General features: G+C 42.0%; 13 protein-coding genes. 4 read left to right on the top strand and 9 right to left on the bottom strand.

Going from position 1 to position 16,035, the window contains the following annotated elements:
- Window positions 1-154 precede the first annotated feature (154 nt).
- The gene (locus ACTXGK_RS18310) at window positions 155-5,827 is read right to left on the bottom strand and encodes a beta strand repeat-containing protein (protein WP_443515762.1); all 5,673 of its coding nucleotides are present in this window, start codon (window positions 5,825-5,827) and stop codon (window positions 155-157) included.
- 485 nt (window positions 5,828-6,312) lie between these two features.
- Here ACTXGK_RS18310 and rpmB point away from each other — a divergent pair, with 485 nt between their 5' ends.
- Together rpmB and rpmG are read left to right on the top strand one after the other, a co-directional pair.
- Window positions 6,313-6,549, top strand: a complete 237-nt coding sequence (gene rpmB, locus ACTXGK_RS18305) for a 50S ribosomal protein L28 (RefSeq protein WP_057761372.1) — start codon at window positions 6,313-6,315, stop codon at window positions 6,547-6,549.
- 127 nt (window positions 6,550-6,676) lie between these two features.
- Window positions 6,677-6,832 carry a 50S ribosomal protein L33 gene (gene rpmG / locus ACTXGK_RS18300; RefSeq protein WP_010201403.1) on the top strand — a complete coding sequence of 52 codons (156 nt, stop codon included), beginning with the start codon at window positions 6,677-6,679 and terminating at the stop codon, window positions 6,830-6,832.
- 155 nt (window positions 6,833-6,987) lie between these two features.
- On the opposite strand, the gene ACTXGK_RS18295 is transcribed toward rpmG, so the two are convergent.
- From ACTXGK_RS18295 to htpG, 8 genes are all read right to left on the bottom strand, one after another.
- Window positions 6,988-7,299: a hypothetical protein gene (locus tag ACTXGK_RS18295; RefSeq protein ID WP_443515764.1), complete on the bottom strand. Its 312-nt coding sequence runs from the start codon at window positions 7,297-7,299 to the stop codon at window positions 6,988-6,990.
- Between the two features lie 221 nt (window positions 7,300-7,520).
- Window positions 7,521-7,832, bottom strand: a complete 312-nt coding sequence (locus ACTXGK_RS18290) for a hypothetical protein (RefSeq protein WP_058024609.1) — start codon at window positions 7,830-7,832, stop codon at window positions 7,521-7,523.
- Window positions 7,833-7,951: 119 nt separating this feature from the next.
- A complete protein-coding gene (locus tag ACTXGK_RS18285) occupies window positions 7,952-8,347 on the bottom strand; it encodes a hypothetical protein (protein ID WP_443515766.1) in 396 nt (131 codons plus the stop codon).
- Window positions 8,348-8,451: 104 nt separating this feature from the next.
- Window positions 8,452-9,141 (bottom strand): ribulose-phosphate 3-epimerase, encoded by a 690-nt coding sequence (gene rpe / locus ACTXGK_RS18280; RefSeq protein ID WP_160022287.1) that lies wholly within the window; start codon window positions 9,139-9,141, stop codon window positions 8,452-8,454.
- A gap of 111 nt (window positions 9,142-9,252) precedes the next feature.
- The gene (locus ACTXGK_RS18275; RefSeq protein WP_443516034.1) at window positions 9,253-9,552 is read right to left on the bottom strand and encodes a TIGR03643 family protein; all 300 of its coding nucleotides are present in this window, start codon (window positions 9,550-9,552) and stop codon (window positions 9,253-9,255) included.
- A 211-nt stretch (window positions 9,553-9,763) separates the two neighbouring features.
- On the bottom strand, window positions 9,764-10,654 hold the full coding sequence (gene fghA / locus ACTXGK_RS18270; protein ID WP_443515768.1) for an S-formylglutathione hydrolase: 891 nt from the start codon (window positions 10,652-10,654) through the stop codon (window positions 9,764-9,766).
- Between the two features lie 98 nt (window positions 10,655-10,752).
- Window positions 10,753-12,234, bottom strand: coding sequence for a C13 family peptidase (locus ACTXGK_RS18265; protein ID WP_443515770.1), 1,482 nt, complete (start codon window positions 12,232-12,234; stop codon window positions 10,753-10,755).
- A gap of 317 nt (window positions 12,235-12,551) precedes the next feature.
- Window positions 12,552-14,513: a molecular chaperone HtpG gene (htpG, locus tag ACTXGK_RS18260; protein WP_443515771.1), complete on the bottom strand. Its 1,962-nt coding sequence runs from the start codon at window positions 14,511-14,513 to the stop codon at window positions 12,552-12,554.
- A gap of 277 nt (window positions 14,514-14,790) precedes the next feature.
- Here htpG and ACTXGK_RS18255 point away from each other — a divergent pair, with 277 nt between their 5' ends.
- On the top strand, window positions 14,791-15,621 hold the full coding sequence (locus ACTXGK_RS18255; protein WP_443515773.1) for a helix-turn-helix domain-containing protein: 831 nt from the start codon (window positions 14,791-14,793) through the stop codon (window positions 15,619-15,621).
- 16 nt (window positions 15,622-15,637) lie between these two features.
- A complete protein-coding gene (locus ACTXGK_RS18250; RefSeq protein WP_443515775.1) occupies window positions 15,638-15,994 on the top strand; it encodes a cupin domain-containing protein in 357 nt (118 codons plus the stop codon).
- The last annotated feature ends 41 nt before the right edge of the window (window positions 15,995-16,035 follow it).

The raw sequence follows: 16,035 nt of genomic DNA, 5'->3' as shown, positions 1-16,035 counted from the left end.
AGTGACTGACAGCGTAGTAAACCGGTTATTTTAATCTTTTTTGCGGTGCTTTGCTGAGCGAGTTGGTTGTTTTTGGTTATTTAACTCCATAAAACAAAAACCCCTGACATGTGGTCAAGGGTTTTGAAATATCAACTTTCAATATTTACCAATATTATTCAACCTTTATAGTTCTGGTAAAACCTGCTCCGTTGCTAACGATTCCTAACGTAGCCCCTAATTCAAACGCTTGATTGAAGTCTACAATATAACTATTATAACCTTGTGATTGTGTATTTGGTCCGACGCCATTAATCGATACTGCATAGCTTGGCTGATATGGTGAAAGTATCACTTTCGTAGTATCTTTTTCAGCATCGATATTAACACTCAAGCTATTCACACAAGTAGCTCCACCCGTACCGAATGGGCTTGCATTATCTATCCAAGGCGTGACTAAGCCGGTTCCGCTTGTTGATAAATCGTTTACCTCGCTAGGTAGTTGATAGTTAATGCTTTGTGTATTCTCACTACCATTTAAGAATGTGGTAACGTCAAACTGCACTTCCACCCAGTTGGAATAGCGCAATGGGTAACGAATTTGAAAATCAGCACGCCCTTCATCATTAGTAATAAACGTATAGCCATCTTCTGAAACCGTACCACCAATAATTGCAACTGGATTAATTGAATCTAGCTGTTTGTTACCAATGACAATATTACCATTAGCATCAACATTTCTGTCAATATCTTCGTCTTGATCTAACGTATAGTTATAGTTTAGATCTTCCGTAGTAATCCATCCAGACTGCAAGAAAATAGGCGATTTTTCAGAGAACACTTTAGGCTCAGGTGTCGTAGTAATATCTTGACCATTCTCATATTTTTCTTTAATATCAGCCGCTTGATAGGTCACTGTGCTGTCTAACAAACAGACTCTGCCTTGAGCATATTGTGTAGCATAAGACTTAATCGACACTTCCTGATTTGGCAAAGCACGACCCGAGCCATCCATAACAGATATTGAACCGCGAACCGTGTAGTAAATGTCATCAGAAGATAACGTATTGGCAAACGCCAAAGTAGTATAAACCGCTTCTTTCGATACCGTAATCTTAGTCGTTTTGGTACCAATGCTTGCATTGTCGTTTAATAAGCGGGCATTAATCTCTACACCACCTATAGGTGAGCTAGCGTTGGCTTGATACACCACACGCGCCTCTCCTCTAATGTTTGTCACTGCGGTAGCAGCAGACAATCGTCCTGCTGAGGAATCAGAAGCACGGCTAAAGACAACTGTCTGCCCTTCGACTGGTACATCATTTTTATCTTTGACAGTTGCTACAAGCTCAGTACTACTACCCGGTGTAATCACTGATCTTACTGCTTGGAACAGTATATTAGCTGGCGTAGTGGCTCTAAAACGCGTGTCTACGGTTGTTTGATACTTGAGCTGACCATTATTCATCTCACCAAGTACTGTCGCCTGTAATACTGCTGTACCAGCAAGTGGAGAATTCAGTACGACTGGAACTGTAATAATATTACCTTGAATATTGGCAGCCGTTATCGCTTGAGTCGAGATGACATCATTGTTCGCAAACGTTCCAATCGTTGTTTGTACTTCTACAAGCTTACCAATAAGTGCATTCGCCTCAGCTACAGAGGTAGTGCGAATCTGTATATTAATATTCTGAGCCATATTAACATCGTAAACATCTTCAATATCGATGAAGCTAATACCTGCTTGCGATATCTTAACTAAATCAATGCTACTGGTACTACGCTGCGTGGTCAGCTCTCGCTCACCCACTACTCTCACAAAGACGCGTAAGTTACCATTGTTATCAAAGCTCAAATCACTTTCGTTGACAGTAAAGCTAGCTTTACCTTCTGAATCGGTGGTAGCGGTTGCATCATTAGCAATAAGATTGCCGTCAGTATCAATGAGCTCTACTTTAGCATTTGCAATCGCAAGTCCCGTCCCATCAGTTAAAGTAGAAGACAGGGTGGTTGTACTATTATCTTTGAGATTTTTCTCAGACGCTGTAAGGGTGAGTGTTGTGCCAATTGCAGATAAGCTCAGAGACTTTTGTTCACGCACCTGCATATTGACAGTACCGTTAGCATCATATTGCGGCGTGACGATTTTGGCATTAATCACGACACTATGATTAAGGCGAGCATTGATACTATTAGCTGCTAACAATACACCCACATCAACCCGACCACTACTATCGCTTACAACTGTGCTCGATGTGGTCAACGCTGCTCCGCTTGACTCTAGGTTTTCGATGCTTAACTGTACTGGCACACCTGTGAGAATACCACCGTTATTATCTGTTACGATGAATGAAGCTTGGGTCTGGTCGCCACCTGTAGTCAATGTTGGCTTATCAGATGACGCGATTAGCTGGTAGCTCTCAATTGTAGACGTATCCACTGCTACAATGTAGTTTTGCTCCAATTTAACATTGTCAGATGTAGTAGTAGTCGCAGTTAATCGAATACCTGACTCTAGCGTCGCTTGATTGACACTAGCACCATTTTCAAGAGTTAAATTAAAAGTCGCCACACCATCGCTGTTAGTGACGGCTGTGCCTTGGCTGACTGTCACGCCTGTACTAAGAGGATCATTGACATTTAGAGCGACGGTACGACCTGCAATACTCTTGTCGTCTTTAGCAACGCGTACGAACACTTTGAAAGTATCCCCTTTAGTATTAACGACTTTATTTGCGCCAACAGTGAGACTTTCAGTTGTACCTGTTGGTATAGTGGTACGGACAGTACTTGTCTGCGTCACAATGTTCCCGCTACTATCAGCTGCTGATAATGCCACAACAAAACTTCTACCTATTGCCGCCTTTTGAGCATCGGTTAGATTATTAGGTACAGCAATAGTAAAGACTGTTTTACCTGAATCATCAGTCGTTTGACTGCCGCCTGAAACCAAAGTAACCCCTTTACTTGCAACAGATGCTGGCAGTGCAAGAAATACTTTTTGTCCACTAACAATATTACCTTTACTGTTTTTTGCTATTACTTCGATCTGTGTTTCGCCACCATTTAAGTTTAAAGTATTCGCTGGATTCGCTAATAGAGAGATCTCCGCTGTCATAGACTGAACTTTGACCTTGACTTGTTGTTGCTTGCCAGTCAATGTCTCTGTCAAAGTAGCAGTCAATACTTGTTTGCTGAGCACTTCTTTTTGCTCATCATTCAAGTTATTTGGAACTACAACATTAAAGCTAACCAAACCATTAGCATTTGTACTAGCAGTGATATTTGATGACCCAAGCTGACCATTTACTGTGAGCAGGCTTGCTAATTGTGGATTATCAAATACCAACTTCACTGTCTGATTAGTGACTTGCTCACCAGATGACTGATTATTTAGCTGTGCTTGGATAATGGCAGTACTACCCACATTGTTTAGGATATATCCTGCTTGATTATCGATGTTATTGGTGGCGTTCAAGATGTTTAAACTAACGCTAGGCGTAGTGATTTTTACTTTCTGTATTTCTGACTTATAAGAAACGTTGTTTTCAGCATAAGTTAGCTGATAGTTGATACCAGTGTTCTTTAAATCCGCTCGCTGTACAGCTGTTAAACCTTTAGGTACGTTAACAGCAAAAATCGCCTCACCATTAAAATCTGTAGTCGCTGTAGTTTGAGTGACTGTAACACCGTACTCTAGTGCTTTTGCACCTAGCTGTACAGTAACCACTTTGTCTTTGACTGGCTGAGCACTACTGGTTTTAGAGGTCAATCTCACACCAATATTACCGCTACCGCCCAACTCACTAATTTCTGGGGTTATGATAGAAGCGAACTGTATACTGGTTGCTGGCTGCTCAACGTTTACTTTCTGAATAATTTTGGACTGAGTACCATCTTCATCAGTTAGTACTGCAGTGTAAGCGATACCTGTTTTGATTAATTGATCACGCTGTGCTTGTGTTAGGTTTTGACTGATACGAACGGTAAACTCTGCCACGCCATTGCTATTTGTGGTTTGTTCGTTACCTTGAATGGTAATACCTGTCGTAAAGCCTTCGTTAATGACAAGCTTAACTGTACGTCCTACAGCAGCGCTGCCATCTTTACGCTTACCTAGAATTTGCAACTTAAACTGTTCATCTAGTATATTCGCAATTGCAGGTACGCTTTGCGCAGTCAATGTAATATCGCTTTGTCCGATATCTGAACCGATACGAATACTCTCACTATTAACAGTGCTCGGTACCCCCGACGCTTCTGTTATACTTGCAGTCAATGCAAAACTACCTGCATTTTCGAGCTTCGCTTTTTGTGACACAGTTAGGTTATTAGGCACTCGTACCGTATAGCTAACTTCACCTTTAGCATTAGTGGTCTGTTCTGAGTTATTCTCTAAGGTTAATAGACCTGCAGACGCTAAGCTTGCTGGTAAACTTGCTATTACTTTTTGCCCTGCAACTACACCGCCGCGGCTATCATTGACACGGAAACTAATGACCGCATTACCACCTGAGCTTGATAGCTCTTTTTTGCTGCTTTCGTTGAAGTTAATTTTGTATTTCGCAGTTGGAACAATGACTACGCTAGAAGAGTTTACTGTTGATGTCGAACGATTCGGTTCTGTGAGTACGATAGTGTAACTAATACTTTTGTCTGCAAGCTCTCGACGTTCAGCGGCGCTCAATGTTGGTGCTATATTTAATGCTACTGTCGCTTGACCATTGGCATCTAACACCAACTGCTCACTCGCAAGACTAACACCTTTAGGAGCATCATTTAGCTTGATTGTTGCCTTTGCACCATTAATTTGAGTCGACACATTTGTATTTTTAGGTGAGGCAGTGATAGTAAGCTGCTGTGTGTCACCATAAGCGCTAAGCTGCGTTGAATTTCCTGAAACTTTTAAATTGTAGTCAGAGGTGGGTAATGCGACAGATAACTTTCCAGTTACTAGTTTGGTCGCACCGCTGTCTTCTTTGATACTAATAGCATAATTGATACCTTGTAGAAGTGTATTACGTTCAGCAGCAGACAGGTTTTCATCTATTTGTATTATAAAGTTTGCATTACCTCGAGCATCTGTGATTTGGCTCGCTGCTTCGACAGACACCCCTTTTATAGAACCTAGTCCCAAACCTACTGCCACATTTGGAACCAATGCACCTTGTTCGTTTTTAAGTTGAACACTGAATACCGCACTATCTCCATAAGGGTTCAAGAGATTGTTAGATACGGAATTTGTATCAATGCTAGATTTCACAATGAGTTTGCTTTCGATAACTTGGGTACCATCACCGCTCCCTTCTCTACTAACAGAAACTTTTAACTCCTGCGGTGCGATAGCTGTACCGTCCGCTTTATTCGCAGTAGCTATCAATGTGAAGCCTTCTGTTATTAGTGTTTCTTTATCTGCAACTGCCTGTGGATTCAGCTTTAGTGTATATACAGCATTACCATTGCTATCAGTCACTTGAGTGCTTTGACCTTCAATAGTGATACCATTAGTTTCAGAATTCACTACTTTCAATGTAACTGCTTTGCCGATCATCGCACCACCTGATCCTACCTCGGCAGCTTTAACTGTAACATTGAAAAGAGCTTGCTCATCAGATAACTCAATGATAGTAGGCGATGTACTAAGCTTCTGTAAAAAGAAATCAGGCTCACCTATTTCTTGCTCTCCACCACCATTATTGCCACCCGTACCCGGCTGTTGCGTGCCCAAGTCAGGTTCTGGCGCAACCGTATCTGTGCCCCCACCACCACAACCCGCCAAGGCTAATGATAAGGTTAGCGCTGTCAGTTGAAACAAATTAGAAGTAGGTAGCGAGGGATATGACATGTTTTTGACTCCGCATGAGCAGTGATTTATTCGAGCAAAAAGGCAGAAAACCATTACACAGAATCAAAGAAGATTGGTAATGATACCTAGATTTACAGTGATACCGATGTATTAACAGATTGTATTAAATATATAACAGCAACTTTACTGACTTTTGTTATAACTTACAACTAAAAATTAATCTTTACTATTAAACAATCAACAACATAGCGCGCTCATTTCAGGGTATAATAGTCCTCCTTTAATTCGACAATTATTGTAAAAATATTTGAGTATTCATCTGTTTTATGGTATAAATGTCGGCTTTAAAATTTTCTGAATTGGTCAGCCTGTTATTTGCCTTTAGATAACAGCAAAACCAGCTCAACCTTCATATAGTTTTGTTTGGTGCAAAGCTGCCGCTTGCTGTGTCCATGCCGCAAAAACGTGCAACTTGCCCAGACTGGTATGAGAAAAACTCATACCTCATAGATTAGGAGTTCGCCATGTCTCGAGTTTGCCAAGTGACTGGAAAGCGCCCTATGGTGGGTAATAATGTTTCGCATGCAAACAACAAAACCCGTCGTCGCTTTCTACCAAACCTTCACAACCATCGTTTTTGGGTAGAGTCTGAAAACCGCTTTGTACGTCTACGTGTGTCTACCAAAGGTATGCGCATCATTGACAAACTTGGTATCGATAAAGTGTTAGCGGATCTACGCGCACAAGGTCAAAAAGTTTAAGTTAAAAATAGCAGCTGAGTGATGACTCTTATTATTTAGCTGCCGTTTTGCTACATTATAGGTAGCGACTTATTCTTCTAGACACGTACCTATCGTTTGAAGACCCCTCATTTACAGGAAAGCTATCATGAGAGATAAAATTAAATTAGTATCAACAGCTGGTACTGGGTATTACTACACCACTACTAAAAACAAGCGCACTATGCCTGGCAAAATGGAAATCAAAAAGTTTGATCCAAAAGTACGCCAGCACGTGATCTTTAAAGAAGCTAAAATCAAATAATCTCCATTTTATAAATGGTATTATTTGAACAAAAAAAGGGTTTATCAATTGATAAACCCTTTTTTATGGCTGTAGTTTGATGTTGCTAAGCTATATCTTTAATCATTCGCTTTGACTGGTATTTGCTTTAACTGGTACTCAAAAATAACCAAAGATTAGCTATAGTGTGTTGGTTCTTTATCATATACATGGGCGTGCCACTTACTCATCTGCTTTTGCATAATGACCTGAATCGCAGCATGAATCATATGTTGACCAATCGCCTGAGTGTCACTACCAAGTAGCTCTTTGAGCTTATCAGAGAAATCAATCGTCATCAGCGGCGCGTCGTCTTGCTCGGCATCACGCAACAACAACCTACCATCATCTGCTTCCACTAACTCTAACGTGGTCTCTTTGGCAAACCCTGCAAATTGATCACTATTTTCGTTGTCTACTTCTATATCGTTATCGATATCATATGGCATTAATATGTTCCTTATTATCCCGTTTAGTACTGGTAGAGAAACTAGTCATTGCAAAGCAGTTATTTATTGAAAAAAAACTCATTCGGCAAATCTATTATCTTACAGTAACGCGGGTAAATCTGTCTTACTCATACAATGGACGCTTTAACACTAGAATTCAAGGGCTGTCACATAAGTCTTCACTATAAAAACAAACTTGAATGCCTTGCAATAAGGACACATTAGCGCCAATAGCGCAGTTTCGCTAACGTAAATAAGAAAGCAACGAACATCCCAAGGTAATAGACCAGCTTTAGCTCAAGGGTGGGATCACGGTATTTAAAAGGCAGAGCAACAGTCGCCGTTGCAGTCGGAAGTATCAATAACATCAGCAACCAGTTCTCAATAACATTGAGCCAACCCTGTAAATCTGTCCCGTTACGCAGTGAAGCGAGCCCCATCAAAAGACAAGCTATGATTAAGCTAGTAAACAGGCCATTTGGTAAGTCTTTAGGATAGATAATTTTGGCAATACTGGCGGGTACAATTCGCATATAAAATTCCAGCCATGCTTACAAAGCAAGGCTTAACGATTAAAAAGGTATAAAAAATAGCTTATGAGAATATTACAACGCTATATGTATGAATAGATACTATCTTTGTGCTAAAGCATTTAACTATAAGTACCCATCAGCCATAGCATCGCTATACAAGAGGTCAAATAGCCCAAACTAATGGCATTCCAACTCTCGATATGCAGGCCTTTGACTTTATTGAGTATGCGAGAACCCACCCAAAAAAATAGCGGAATACCTAACATAAACGCAGGCACAATGACCGCAGCATGGCGCAGCACTGTTCCGACATCATCACCCACCATCAGGCGAAAGCCATAACCTGCCAAGCTAAGTACCAGTGCAAACATAGCCATGCCAATGGTAATGCCTTTGGGCACCAAGATACGTTGCGGTGTCTCACTTCTTGACTGCCTAGCCTGCTGATTCAACGCTTCATGAGATCTTGCTTGCTCAGAAGGCTCTGCTGAACTGCTAGAATTTTTTGTGTCCATATTTCACCTTTACGTGACTGACCGTTATATAGTCATAAGTTATACAGCACATTTTAGTAGTATTGTTGGATGGCTAATAGCGTTTATTAACCATCCAACACTTGCTAGCTGTTGTTTGCTAATGCCAACTCTGCGCGCATCTCATCAATAGCGGCTTTATAGTCTTCTTGATTAAAAATCGCAGAACCCGCGACAAACATGTCAGCCCCTGCTTCAGCAATCGCACGGATATTGCTGGCTTTAACACCACCATCAACTTCCAATCTGATATCTCGACCACTAGTAATGATACGCTGACGTACCTGACGGACTTTATCTAAAGTACTATCGATAAACGACTGTCCACCATAGCCTGGGTTCACACTCATTAATAAAATCTGATCTACTTTATCCATGACATAATCAAGATAATGTAATGGGGTCGCTGGGTTCAATACCAAACCGCACTCTGCGCCGCCATCTTTGATAAGCTGTAGTGAGCGATCGATATGCGAGCTGGCCTCTGGATGAAAGGTAATGATACTCGCCCCTGCTTCCAAAAACTGCTCAATCATACTATCGACAGGTGAAACCATCAGATGCACATCAATTGGCGCTTCAACCCCATAGTCACGCAACGCCTTACAAATCATGCTACCAAACGTCAGATTGGGTACGTAATGGTTGTCCATCACATCAAAATGAATCACATCAGCACCCGACTCTAATACCTTCTCTACTTCTTCGCCCAACCGCGCGAAATCAGCTGAAAGTATCGATGGAGCAATAAGATAAGGTTTAGCAGGACTGTTCATAATTGGGCTACCTAATTCATGTTTATATAAGATATTGGTAAATTAAAAAAATTCTAATCGGCTCACATATGCTGCGAGCCTTTGACATATTGATGTTAAATAATTAGTTGTTTAGCGCTGCTTGTATTGGGTCTTACAATAAGCACGACCAACTTCAAAAGAGCGCTTTGCCTCATGCTTGGTAGCGCGATTACTCACGCGCTGACGCCATAAGCGAAAAGACGACGGCTTTAGCTCTTGGCGCATGAGTTTGATAACCGCAGTCTCATCGAGACCGTAGCTATGCTCTATCGCACCGAATGGCGTTCTATCTTCCCATGCCATTTCTATCACGCGAGATATTTGTACCTCATCAAGTACTCTTTCACCCGCATCGTTGACGGTTTTTGCAATCAGCTCGTCTGACCTCATCTGAGATAATTGGTCATTATCAGTCGTAGTACGTTGTTTTTTTGCCAACGCGGCATCCATATCAGCCTGCATAGTAGCCTTTGTAGCGCTAGTATCTGCTGACTTGTCCTTTGAGTTAGAAGCTGTCAAATCTTGATAACTTGCCATAAAAATCACCTGTTGAGCATGAATGAGATCGTTAAAAATGTATCACGGTCGCCTGCACGGCATCTTAACTCAGTTGAGCCATATGCCAATGATGCTCGATATGATCGCTCATCATGCTTTGTATAAAATAATAGCTGTGATCATGTCCAGCGTGATAACGTAGTGTCAATGGTTGCTTGGCTTTTTCGCAGGCCTCTTGGAGTTTTGACGTCTGCAGGTGGCCCTCTAAGAAAAATTCATCAGCACCGCCTTGATCCACCAAAATACTGACATACTGCTGGCCTGCGCGTGCAACGACTTTTGAGGCATCAAAATGTTCCCATAGGGCTTTGTCGTCGCCGAAATACTCGGTATACGCTTGTTGCCCCCATGACGACTCACTGGCTGCACACACAGGCGACATGGCTGAGACACTAATAAACTTACTGGGGTGTTTGAAGCCTAATAACAATGACCCGTGTCCGCCCATTGAGTGTCCCATGATACCCATATTGATAATTGGGAACTCTGCACGTAGCAAATCATACAACTCATCAACGATGTAAGTTTCCATATTGAAATGCTGCGCCCATGGTGCTTGAGTGGCATCTACATAATAACCTGCACCTTGACCAACAAAGTAGCGCTCGTCATCAGCCACATCGATATCAGCATGACTACGTGGAGAGGTATCAGGCGCAATAAAAATAATACCAAGCTCGCTACATTTTTGTTGAAAGTGCCCTTTATGCGTCACATTGTCCGCGTTACACGTCAGACCCGATAGATATAATATCGCAGGACAACGTCTCCCAGCCAAGGCTTCATCAGGCAAATAAATACTGAACGTCATTGGGGACTGGGTGGCTTTTGATTCATGGCTATAATAATGCTGCTCACCATTAAAACAGCGATTCACACTTTTTTGCGTAAGCTGCTTATTGTTAGACAAACTATGACTATAAGAATTCTGCATGAGTGATATCCTTTTTATTCAAAAAACCAACGATAGCGTTTAATAAGTGCTCGTTATTTGATACTAGCATTTGCCAGTTACTAGATCATTTCTCATATTTATTCGGCAGCTGCATCTACTTCACCTACCGATAGATTAGTAGTAGTTTCAGGTAAAACATTAACGGTCGTAGAAGCAGTATTATTCGTAATACTCGCAACTGAAGGACGCGCTTTATCAAACAGCACTTGCTCAAACGCCGGTAAGGCGGTTTCCATCAAACTACCGATTACCATCTGCGGCTCTGATGGCTCAAACCCCATTGCGCTCTCACGCTCATTGACACGTATACGAGCATCCTTGAAAGCTGACTCAAAACTAGTATTTCCTCGCAAGCTTTCAGCAAAAAATGCTTGACCAAAATACGTCATCTCAGCGGTATTGGTACAGCCAAACGATGCTTTGTCAGCGGCTGATGCCGTTATCACCACTGTGGTCGGAGACGCTAGTTCATCGATGAATGAACCCGAATAACAAGCAGATACCACAATCACACGCCAGCGAATGCCCGAGGCATCCAGCGCTTCACGAAGCCATGCAGCATCTAGATTGTCCATCGCGATTGGCGGATTCGCTAACTGAACGATATCCTCGTTACCATGTGAAGACAACGTCAAAAACAACACATCTTCATCAGCATTCATCTGCTGACCGATTTTCTTCAAGCCGCGTAGGATGCTGGTTTTGGTCGCAATCGGCTCGTCCATCCAACTATACGTATTGTTAATCAAAGACAACGAGTGCCCGCTGGTCCCAAAACGCACATCAAACAGCTCACGTACTTTATTGATCTCAGAACGAAAGACGTTTTGACCAGAGAACCCTGCCACACCCATAAAGTACCAGTCGGTCTTGCCATCGATACTTGGGTCTATACTATTCAATGCTTGCTGTAATAAACGGGGCTGCTCATATAGTGCCGCCTCTTCCAACACAGGCTCTACCGGAATTTGCTTAAAGATAGGCTGGTCAGCGACATTACGCTGCCAAATCGTCAACAATGCCACGGCACCAACTAGGATAATAATTCGCTCCCACCATGGTATACGCAGGCGACGAGAAAAAATCCATAGCAAAGCGAGCGTCTGCCATAAAAACAATACCAAAAATAGTATGGGTAAAAACGAGTAACTCCACTCAGGTAACCAGCCATAGCTACCAAAAAACTGTACCAAGCTCTGTAATAATGCAGATAAGGTATCAGCAACCAACCAAAGAACAACAGGCACAAAAACCAGTGTCTGATTGCTTGCTCGCCGTGCCAAGATAATACCACTTAATAAAATAATCATCGGCCAGATCAAATAACTGACCAAGCCTTGCTCATTGAACGTGCTGCTACTTTCAGCCGCTAACCACGAAAATAGGACGTTACTACCAAGTGCCAATAAGGCAAATACAGCAAACTGTATAAAAGTGGGCTTTACCCAAGAAAACGCCCGAGTTGAACCCACCAACATCCACAAAGTTGCGATAATATTGGCAGCGAAATTAAGCGAAAAACGCTGGAGCGATACGGTTTTTAACGACGTAAGTGACAAAGACTTAGACCTCTAGCCAGTCGAGAAAAATAAAATGACCCAATGATAACTATCATGATGTCGTCGCCGTTTTATGTAATCGACTTACGATTTTTTCACAGCTGTAGACATCTATTTATATTGAATTCACGATGGAATGTTTATCGAAGATGACTAGCACTGCCTAATAGTTTAGCTCGCTAATCTATCGCGATTGTAACGGATTGTCGGTCAAGAGGATAAGGATGATTTGTAAAATTCATTCAAATATGACCATAAACCTCAATAAAAAAGGAGGCCTTGCAGACAAGACCTCCTTTTACATCAATTACCAGACATTATCTCATTAATAGCTCATTAACGCGCTTTAGATAAGCGGCCGGATCTTCTAACTGACCACCATCTGCTAACAATGCTTGATCAAAAATGACTTGCGCCAAATCATCAAACTGCTCGCTGCTCTCAAGCTTCTTAATTAATGGATGATCAGGATTGACCTCTAGCGTGGGCTTACTTGCTGGCACATCTTGACCCATTTGCTGTAGCATCTGAATCATTTGCGGTGATAGCTCACCTTCACCAACGACTAAGCAAGCAGGGCTATCAACCAAACGTGTTGAAACTTTAACATCTTTAGCACGCTCGCCTAGCGCAGTTTTGAGCTTATCAACGACAGGCTTTAAGGTTTCTTCGGCTTTTTCTGCTTCGGCTTTTTCTGCTTCATCCTGCAAATCGCCTAAATCTACGGCACCTTTGGCGATGTTTTGTAGCGGCGTGTTATCGAATGAGGTCAAGAAATTCATTGCCCATTCGTCAACACGGCTGGTCATCAAAATAACCTCGATACCTTTTTTCTTGAATAACTCAAGTTGCGGGCTGTTTTTTGCTGCAGCTAGATTATCAGCGGTGAGGTAGTAGATCGCTTTTTGCCCATCTTTCATACGGCCTTTATAGTCTTTAAAGCTTGTTACCAGACCGTCTTGGGTGCTGGTAGCATAACGTAATAACTTAGCAATACGTTCTTTATTACCGGCGTCCTCGCCTAGACCTTCTTTAATGACATCGCCGAACTCTGCATAGAATTGGGCAAATTTCTCTTGCTTATCACTGTCTTCGCTATTGGCAAGGCTGGCCAGCAAAGTCAAGATACGGCGGGCGTTACCGTCACGGATAGATTTTACATCGCGCGACTCTTGTAGTAGCTCACGGCTCACGTTCAATGGCAAGTCTGCTGAATCAATAACCCCTTTCACAAAGCGTAAGTACATCGGTAGCAACTGCTCAGCTTCATCCATGATAAAGACGCGCTTCACATAAAGCTTTAGACCATGCTGCTGCTCGCGAGTGTATAGATCGACTGGCGCTTTTTTAGGAATATATAGTAGCTGCGTATACTGTACACGGCCTTCGACACGGTTATGCGTCCAAGTAAGCGGCCCATCCATGTCATAAGAGATATTTTTATAAAAATCGACATACTCATCGTCTTCAATTTCAGAGCTTGAGCGAGTCCATAGTGCACTGGCTTTATTGATGGTTTCCCACTCATCAGTAAGCACCATCTGGCCACCAGCAGGCGTGTCATCATTTTCGTCTTCTTTTACATCTTCTTGCCAGATCTCTTTACGCATCTGAATCGGCAAGCTGATATGGTCAGAGTATTTATTGACCAAGCGCTTAATTTTGCTGCGATCTAGGTAGTTATCTTCGCCCTCGCTATATTCTTCTTTTAGATGCAAAGTAATCGCCGTACCGCGTGTGTCTTTGGTAATAGGCTCAACAGTAAAGCTACCAGTACCATCTGATACCCAGCATACGCCTTTATCAGCAGGCTCACCCGCTTTACGTGATTCAACACTGATGGTATCAGCGACGATAAAACCAGAGTAGAAACCAACACCGAACTGACCAATCAGTTGACCGTCTTGTTTTTGTGATTCAGACAGTTTATCCAAGAATGCCTTGGTGCCTGATTTGGCGATTGTACCCAAGTTTTCGATGGCATCTGCTTCATTCATACCAATACCGTTATCGGTAAAGGTAATAGTTTTAGCTTCCTCATCGACGGCCATACGGATTTTTAATTCGCCATCGTCTTCATAAAGGCTATCATCATTGGTCGCTTCAAAGCGCAACTTATCGCAAGCATCCGACGCGTTAGATACGAGCTCACGGACAAAAATATCCGCATTAGAATATAGTGAATGCGTGACCAAATGCAGCAACTGCGCCACTTCCGCTTCAAACGTATGTTTTTTTAATTCTGGATTCAGACCTTCAGCTTGCGTTGCTTCACTCATAAAAACTCCTTTAATGGCTGTTAAAAAATGATTTCAATATAACGGTTATTCATTTTAATATGCATGAATACATACGAAAAATGCCCCGTTTTTAATACCGCTAAGCTGCTTATACTAATAAGGGCAACGCAAAAAAATTCAAGTGTCAGCATATGTTTAAAATTTCTTTTTACCGTTAATGGTTCTGATGCAATTATCAAATCGCGCAATTTTGTTCCAGTTTTCTATAAAGAGGTTTGTATAATGAAAGGACAGTACGTGGTAAGAGGTTAGGTACATGACTCAACTCAACCAGTTTCGATACATTAAGGACAATGCGTTCAATCAATTTACCTTGCTTGATGCAAAAATGAGTGATTTTTCGTATTCAAAACATGCGCACGAAGAGTATTCCATTGGCGTGACGCTCAAAGGACGACAAGACTTTTTTTGTCAAAATGCCTTTCATAGAAGTCCAGCTGGCGGCGTCATCGTTTTTAGTCCAGAAGAGGTACACGATGGTCACTCGGGCATAGGCGAGCATTTAGAATACGTCATGCTATATGTACATCCAAACGAATTTCAACCTCTGTTCCAAGCGCTCGGGCACCAAACAAACGAAGCACCCAGAATTAAAAACGCGTTAGTGACTGATGCGGTGCTTGCTCGGTACGTATTACTGCTTAAACAAATGACAAGCCACAACCAATTGAGCGCCATTGAGACCGAACAAGTCTTATTTAACATCGCTCACTCATTACTTAGGCATTCAGGTCGCATGGTCGATACTTTTGAAGTCTCTTCTCGCAAAGATAGCTTATTGCTGCGAGCAAAAGATTATATCTGGGCAAACCTTGCAGATGACCTTTCTATTGATGCGATAGCAGCAGCGGCCAACATGTCTAAATATCATTTTATTCGTCTATTTAACCAGCAATTTGGTCTGACTCCGTATCAGTATGTCATCAACTGCCGCGTCAATCTGGCACGGCAATATATCGAATTGGGTTTTGCGGCTTCCCGCGTAGCGCTCGATGCAGGTTTTTCTGACAACAGTCATCTAAACAGACATTTCAAACGCGTCTTTGGCATCACCATAAAACAGTATCAGCGCCAACTCTATTTATAAATCAAAAGGAAAAGTGATGAAAACCGTCAATCTCAAAGAAAAGTTAGCTTTATTCTCAAGTCATTGGGATCCACATGTCTTGGCAGATTATAATAAGAATGAAGTGATGGTAGTAAAATTTCAAGGAGCGTATTCGTTTCATAAGCACGAAGATACAGATGACTTTTTTTATGTGCTAGAAGGTGAGATGTTCATGGATATTGAAGGAGAAGCTTCTCACCTTGTCAAAGCTGGAGAATTGTTCATAGTCCCAAAAGGCGTGTCACATCGGCCAAGAGCTGAGCACGAGGTAAAAGTGTTGTTAATTGAACCTAAAGGCGAACCGAATTCTGGCAACTCGAATAGAGAAGCTTCACTTAAGCCAAGAATTTAAGGTTTATAAAAATATTTTTGATAAAAACCTTAGTGCGTGTT

The organism is Psychrobacter sp. T6-5, assembly GCF_052258485.2.
Lineage (GTDB): Bacteria > Pseudomonadota > Gammaproteobacteria > Pseudomonadales > Moraxellaceae > Psychrobacter.
The sequence above is the reverse complement of the archived record's forward strand: the minus strand, read 5'-3'. Positions and strand labels throughout refer to the sequence as shown.

What these genes read in the sequence shown, in the direction of transcription:
- ACTXGK_RS18310 (WP_443515762.1), bottom strand. Translation starts at nt 5,827, where the DNA reads ATGTCATATCCCTCGCTACCTACTTCTAATTTGTTTCAACTGACAGCG.
- rpmB (WP_057761372.1), top strand. Translation starts at nt 6,313, where the DNA reads ATGTCTCGAGTTTGCCAAGTGACTGGAAAGCGCCCTATGGTGGGTAAT.
- rpmG (WP_010201403.1), top strand. Translation starts at nt 6,677, where the DNA reads ATGAGAGATAAAATTAAATTAGTATCAACAGCTGGTACTGGGTATTAC.
- ACTXGK_RS18295 (WP_443515764.1), bottom strand. Translation starts at nt 7,299, where the DNA reads ATGCCATATGATATCGATAACGATATAGAAGTAGACAACGAAAATAGT.
- ACTXGK_RS18290 (WP_058024609.1), bottom strand. Translation starts at nt 7,832, where the DNA reads ATGCGAATTGTACCCGCCAGTATTGCCAAAATTATCTATCCTAAAGAC.
- ACTXGK_RS18285 (WP_443515766.1), bottom strand. Translation starts at nt 8,347, where the DNA reads ATGGACACAAAAAATTCTAGCAGTTCAGCAGAGCCTTCTGAGCAAGCA.
- rpe (WP_160022287.1), bottom strand. Translation starts at nt 9,141, where the DNA reads ATGAACAGTCCTGCTAAACCTTATCTTATTGCTCCATCGATACTTTCA.
- ACTXGK_RS18275 (WP_443516034.1), bottom strand. Translation starts at nt 9,552, where the DNA reads ATGAGGTCAGACGAGCTGATTGCAAAAACCGTCAACGATGCGGGTGAA.
- fghA (WP_443515768.1), bottom strand. Translation starts at nt 10,654, where the DNA reads ATGCAGAATTCTTATAGTCATAGTTTGTCTAACAATAAGCAGCTTACG.
- htpG (WP_443515771.1), bottom strand. Translation starts at nt 14,513, where the DNA reads ATGAGTGAAGCAACGCAAGCTGAAGGTCTGAATCCAGAATTAAAAAAA.
- ACTXGK_RS18255 (WP_443515773.1), top strand. Translation starts at nt 14,791, where the DNA reads ATGACTCAACTCAACCAGTTTCGATACATTAAGGACAATGCGTTCAAT.
- ACTXGK_RS18250 (WP_443515775.1), top strand. Translation starts at nt 15,638, where the DNA reads ATGAAAACCGTCAATCTCAAAGAAAAGTTAGCTTTATTCTCAAGTCAT.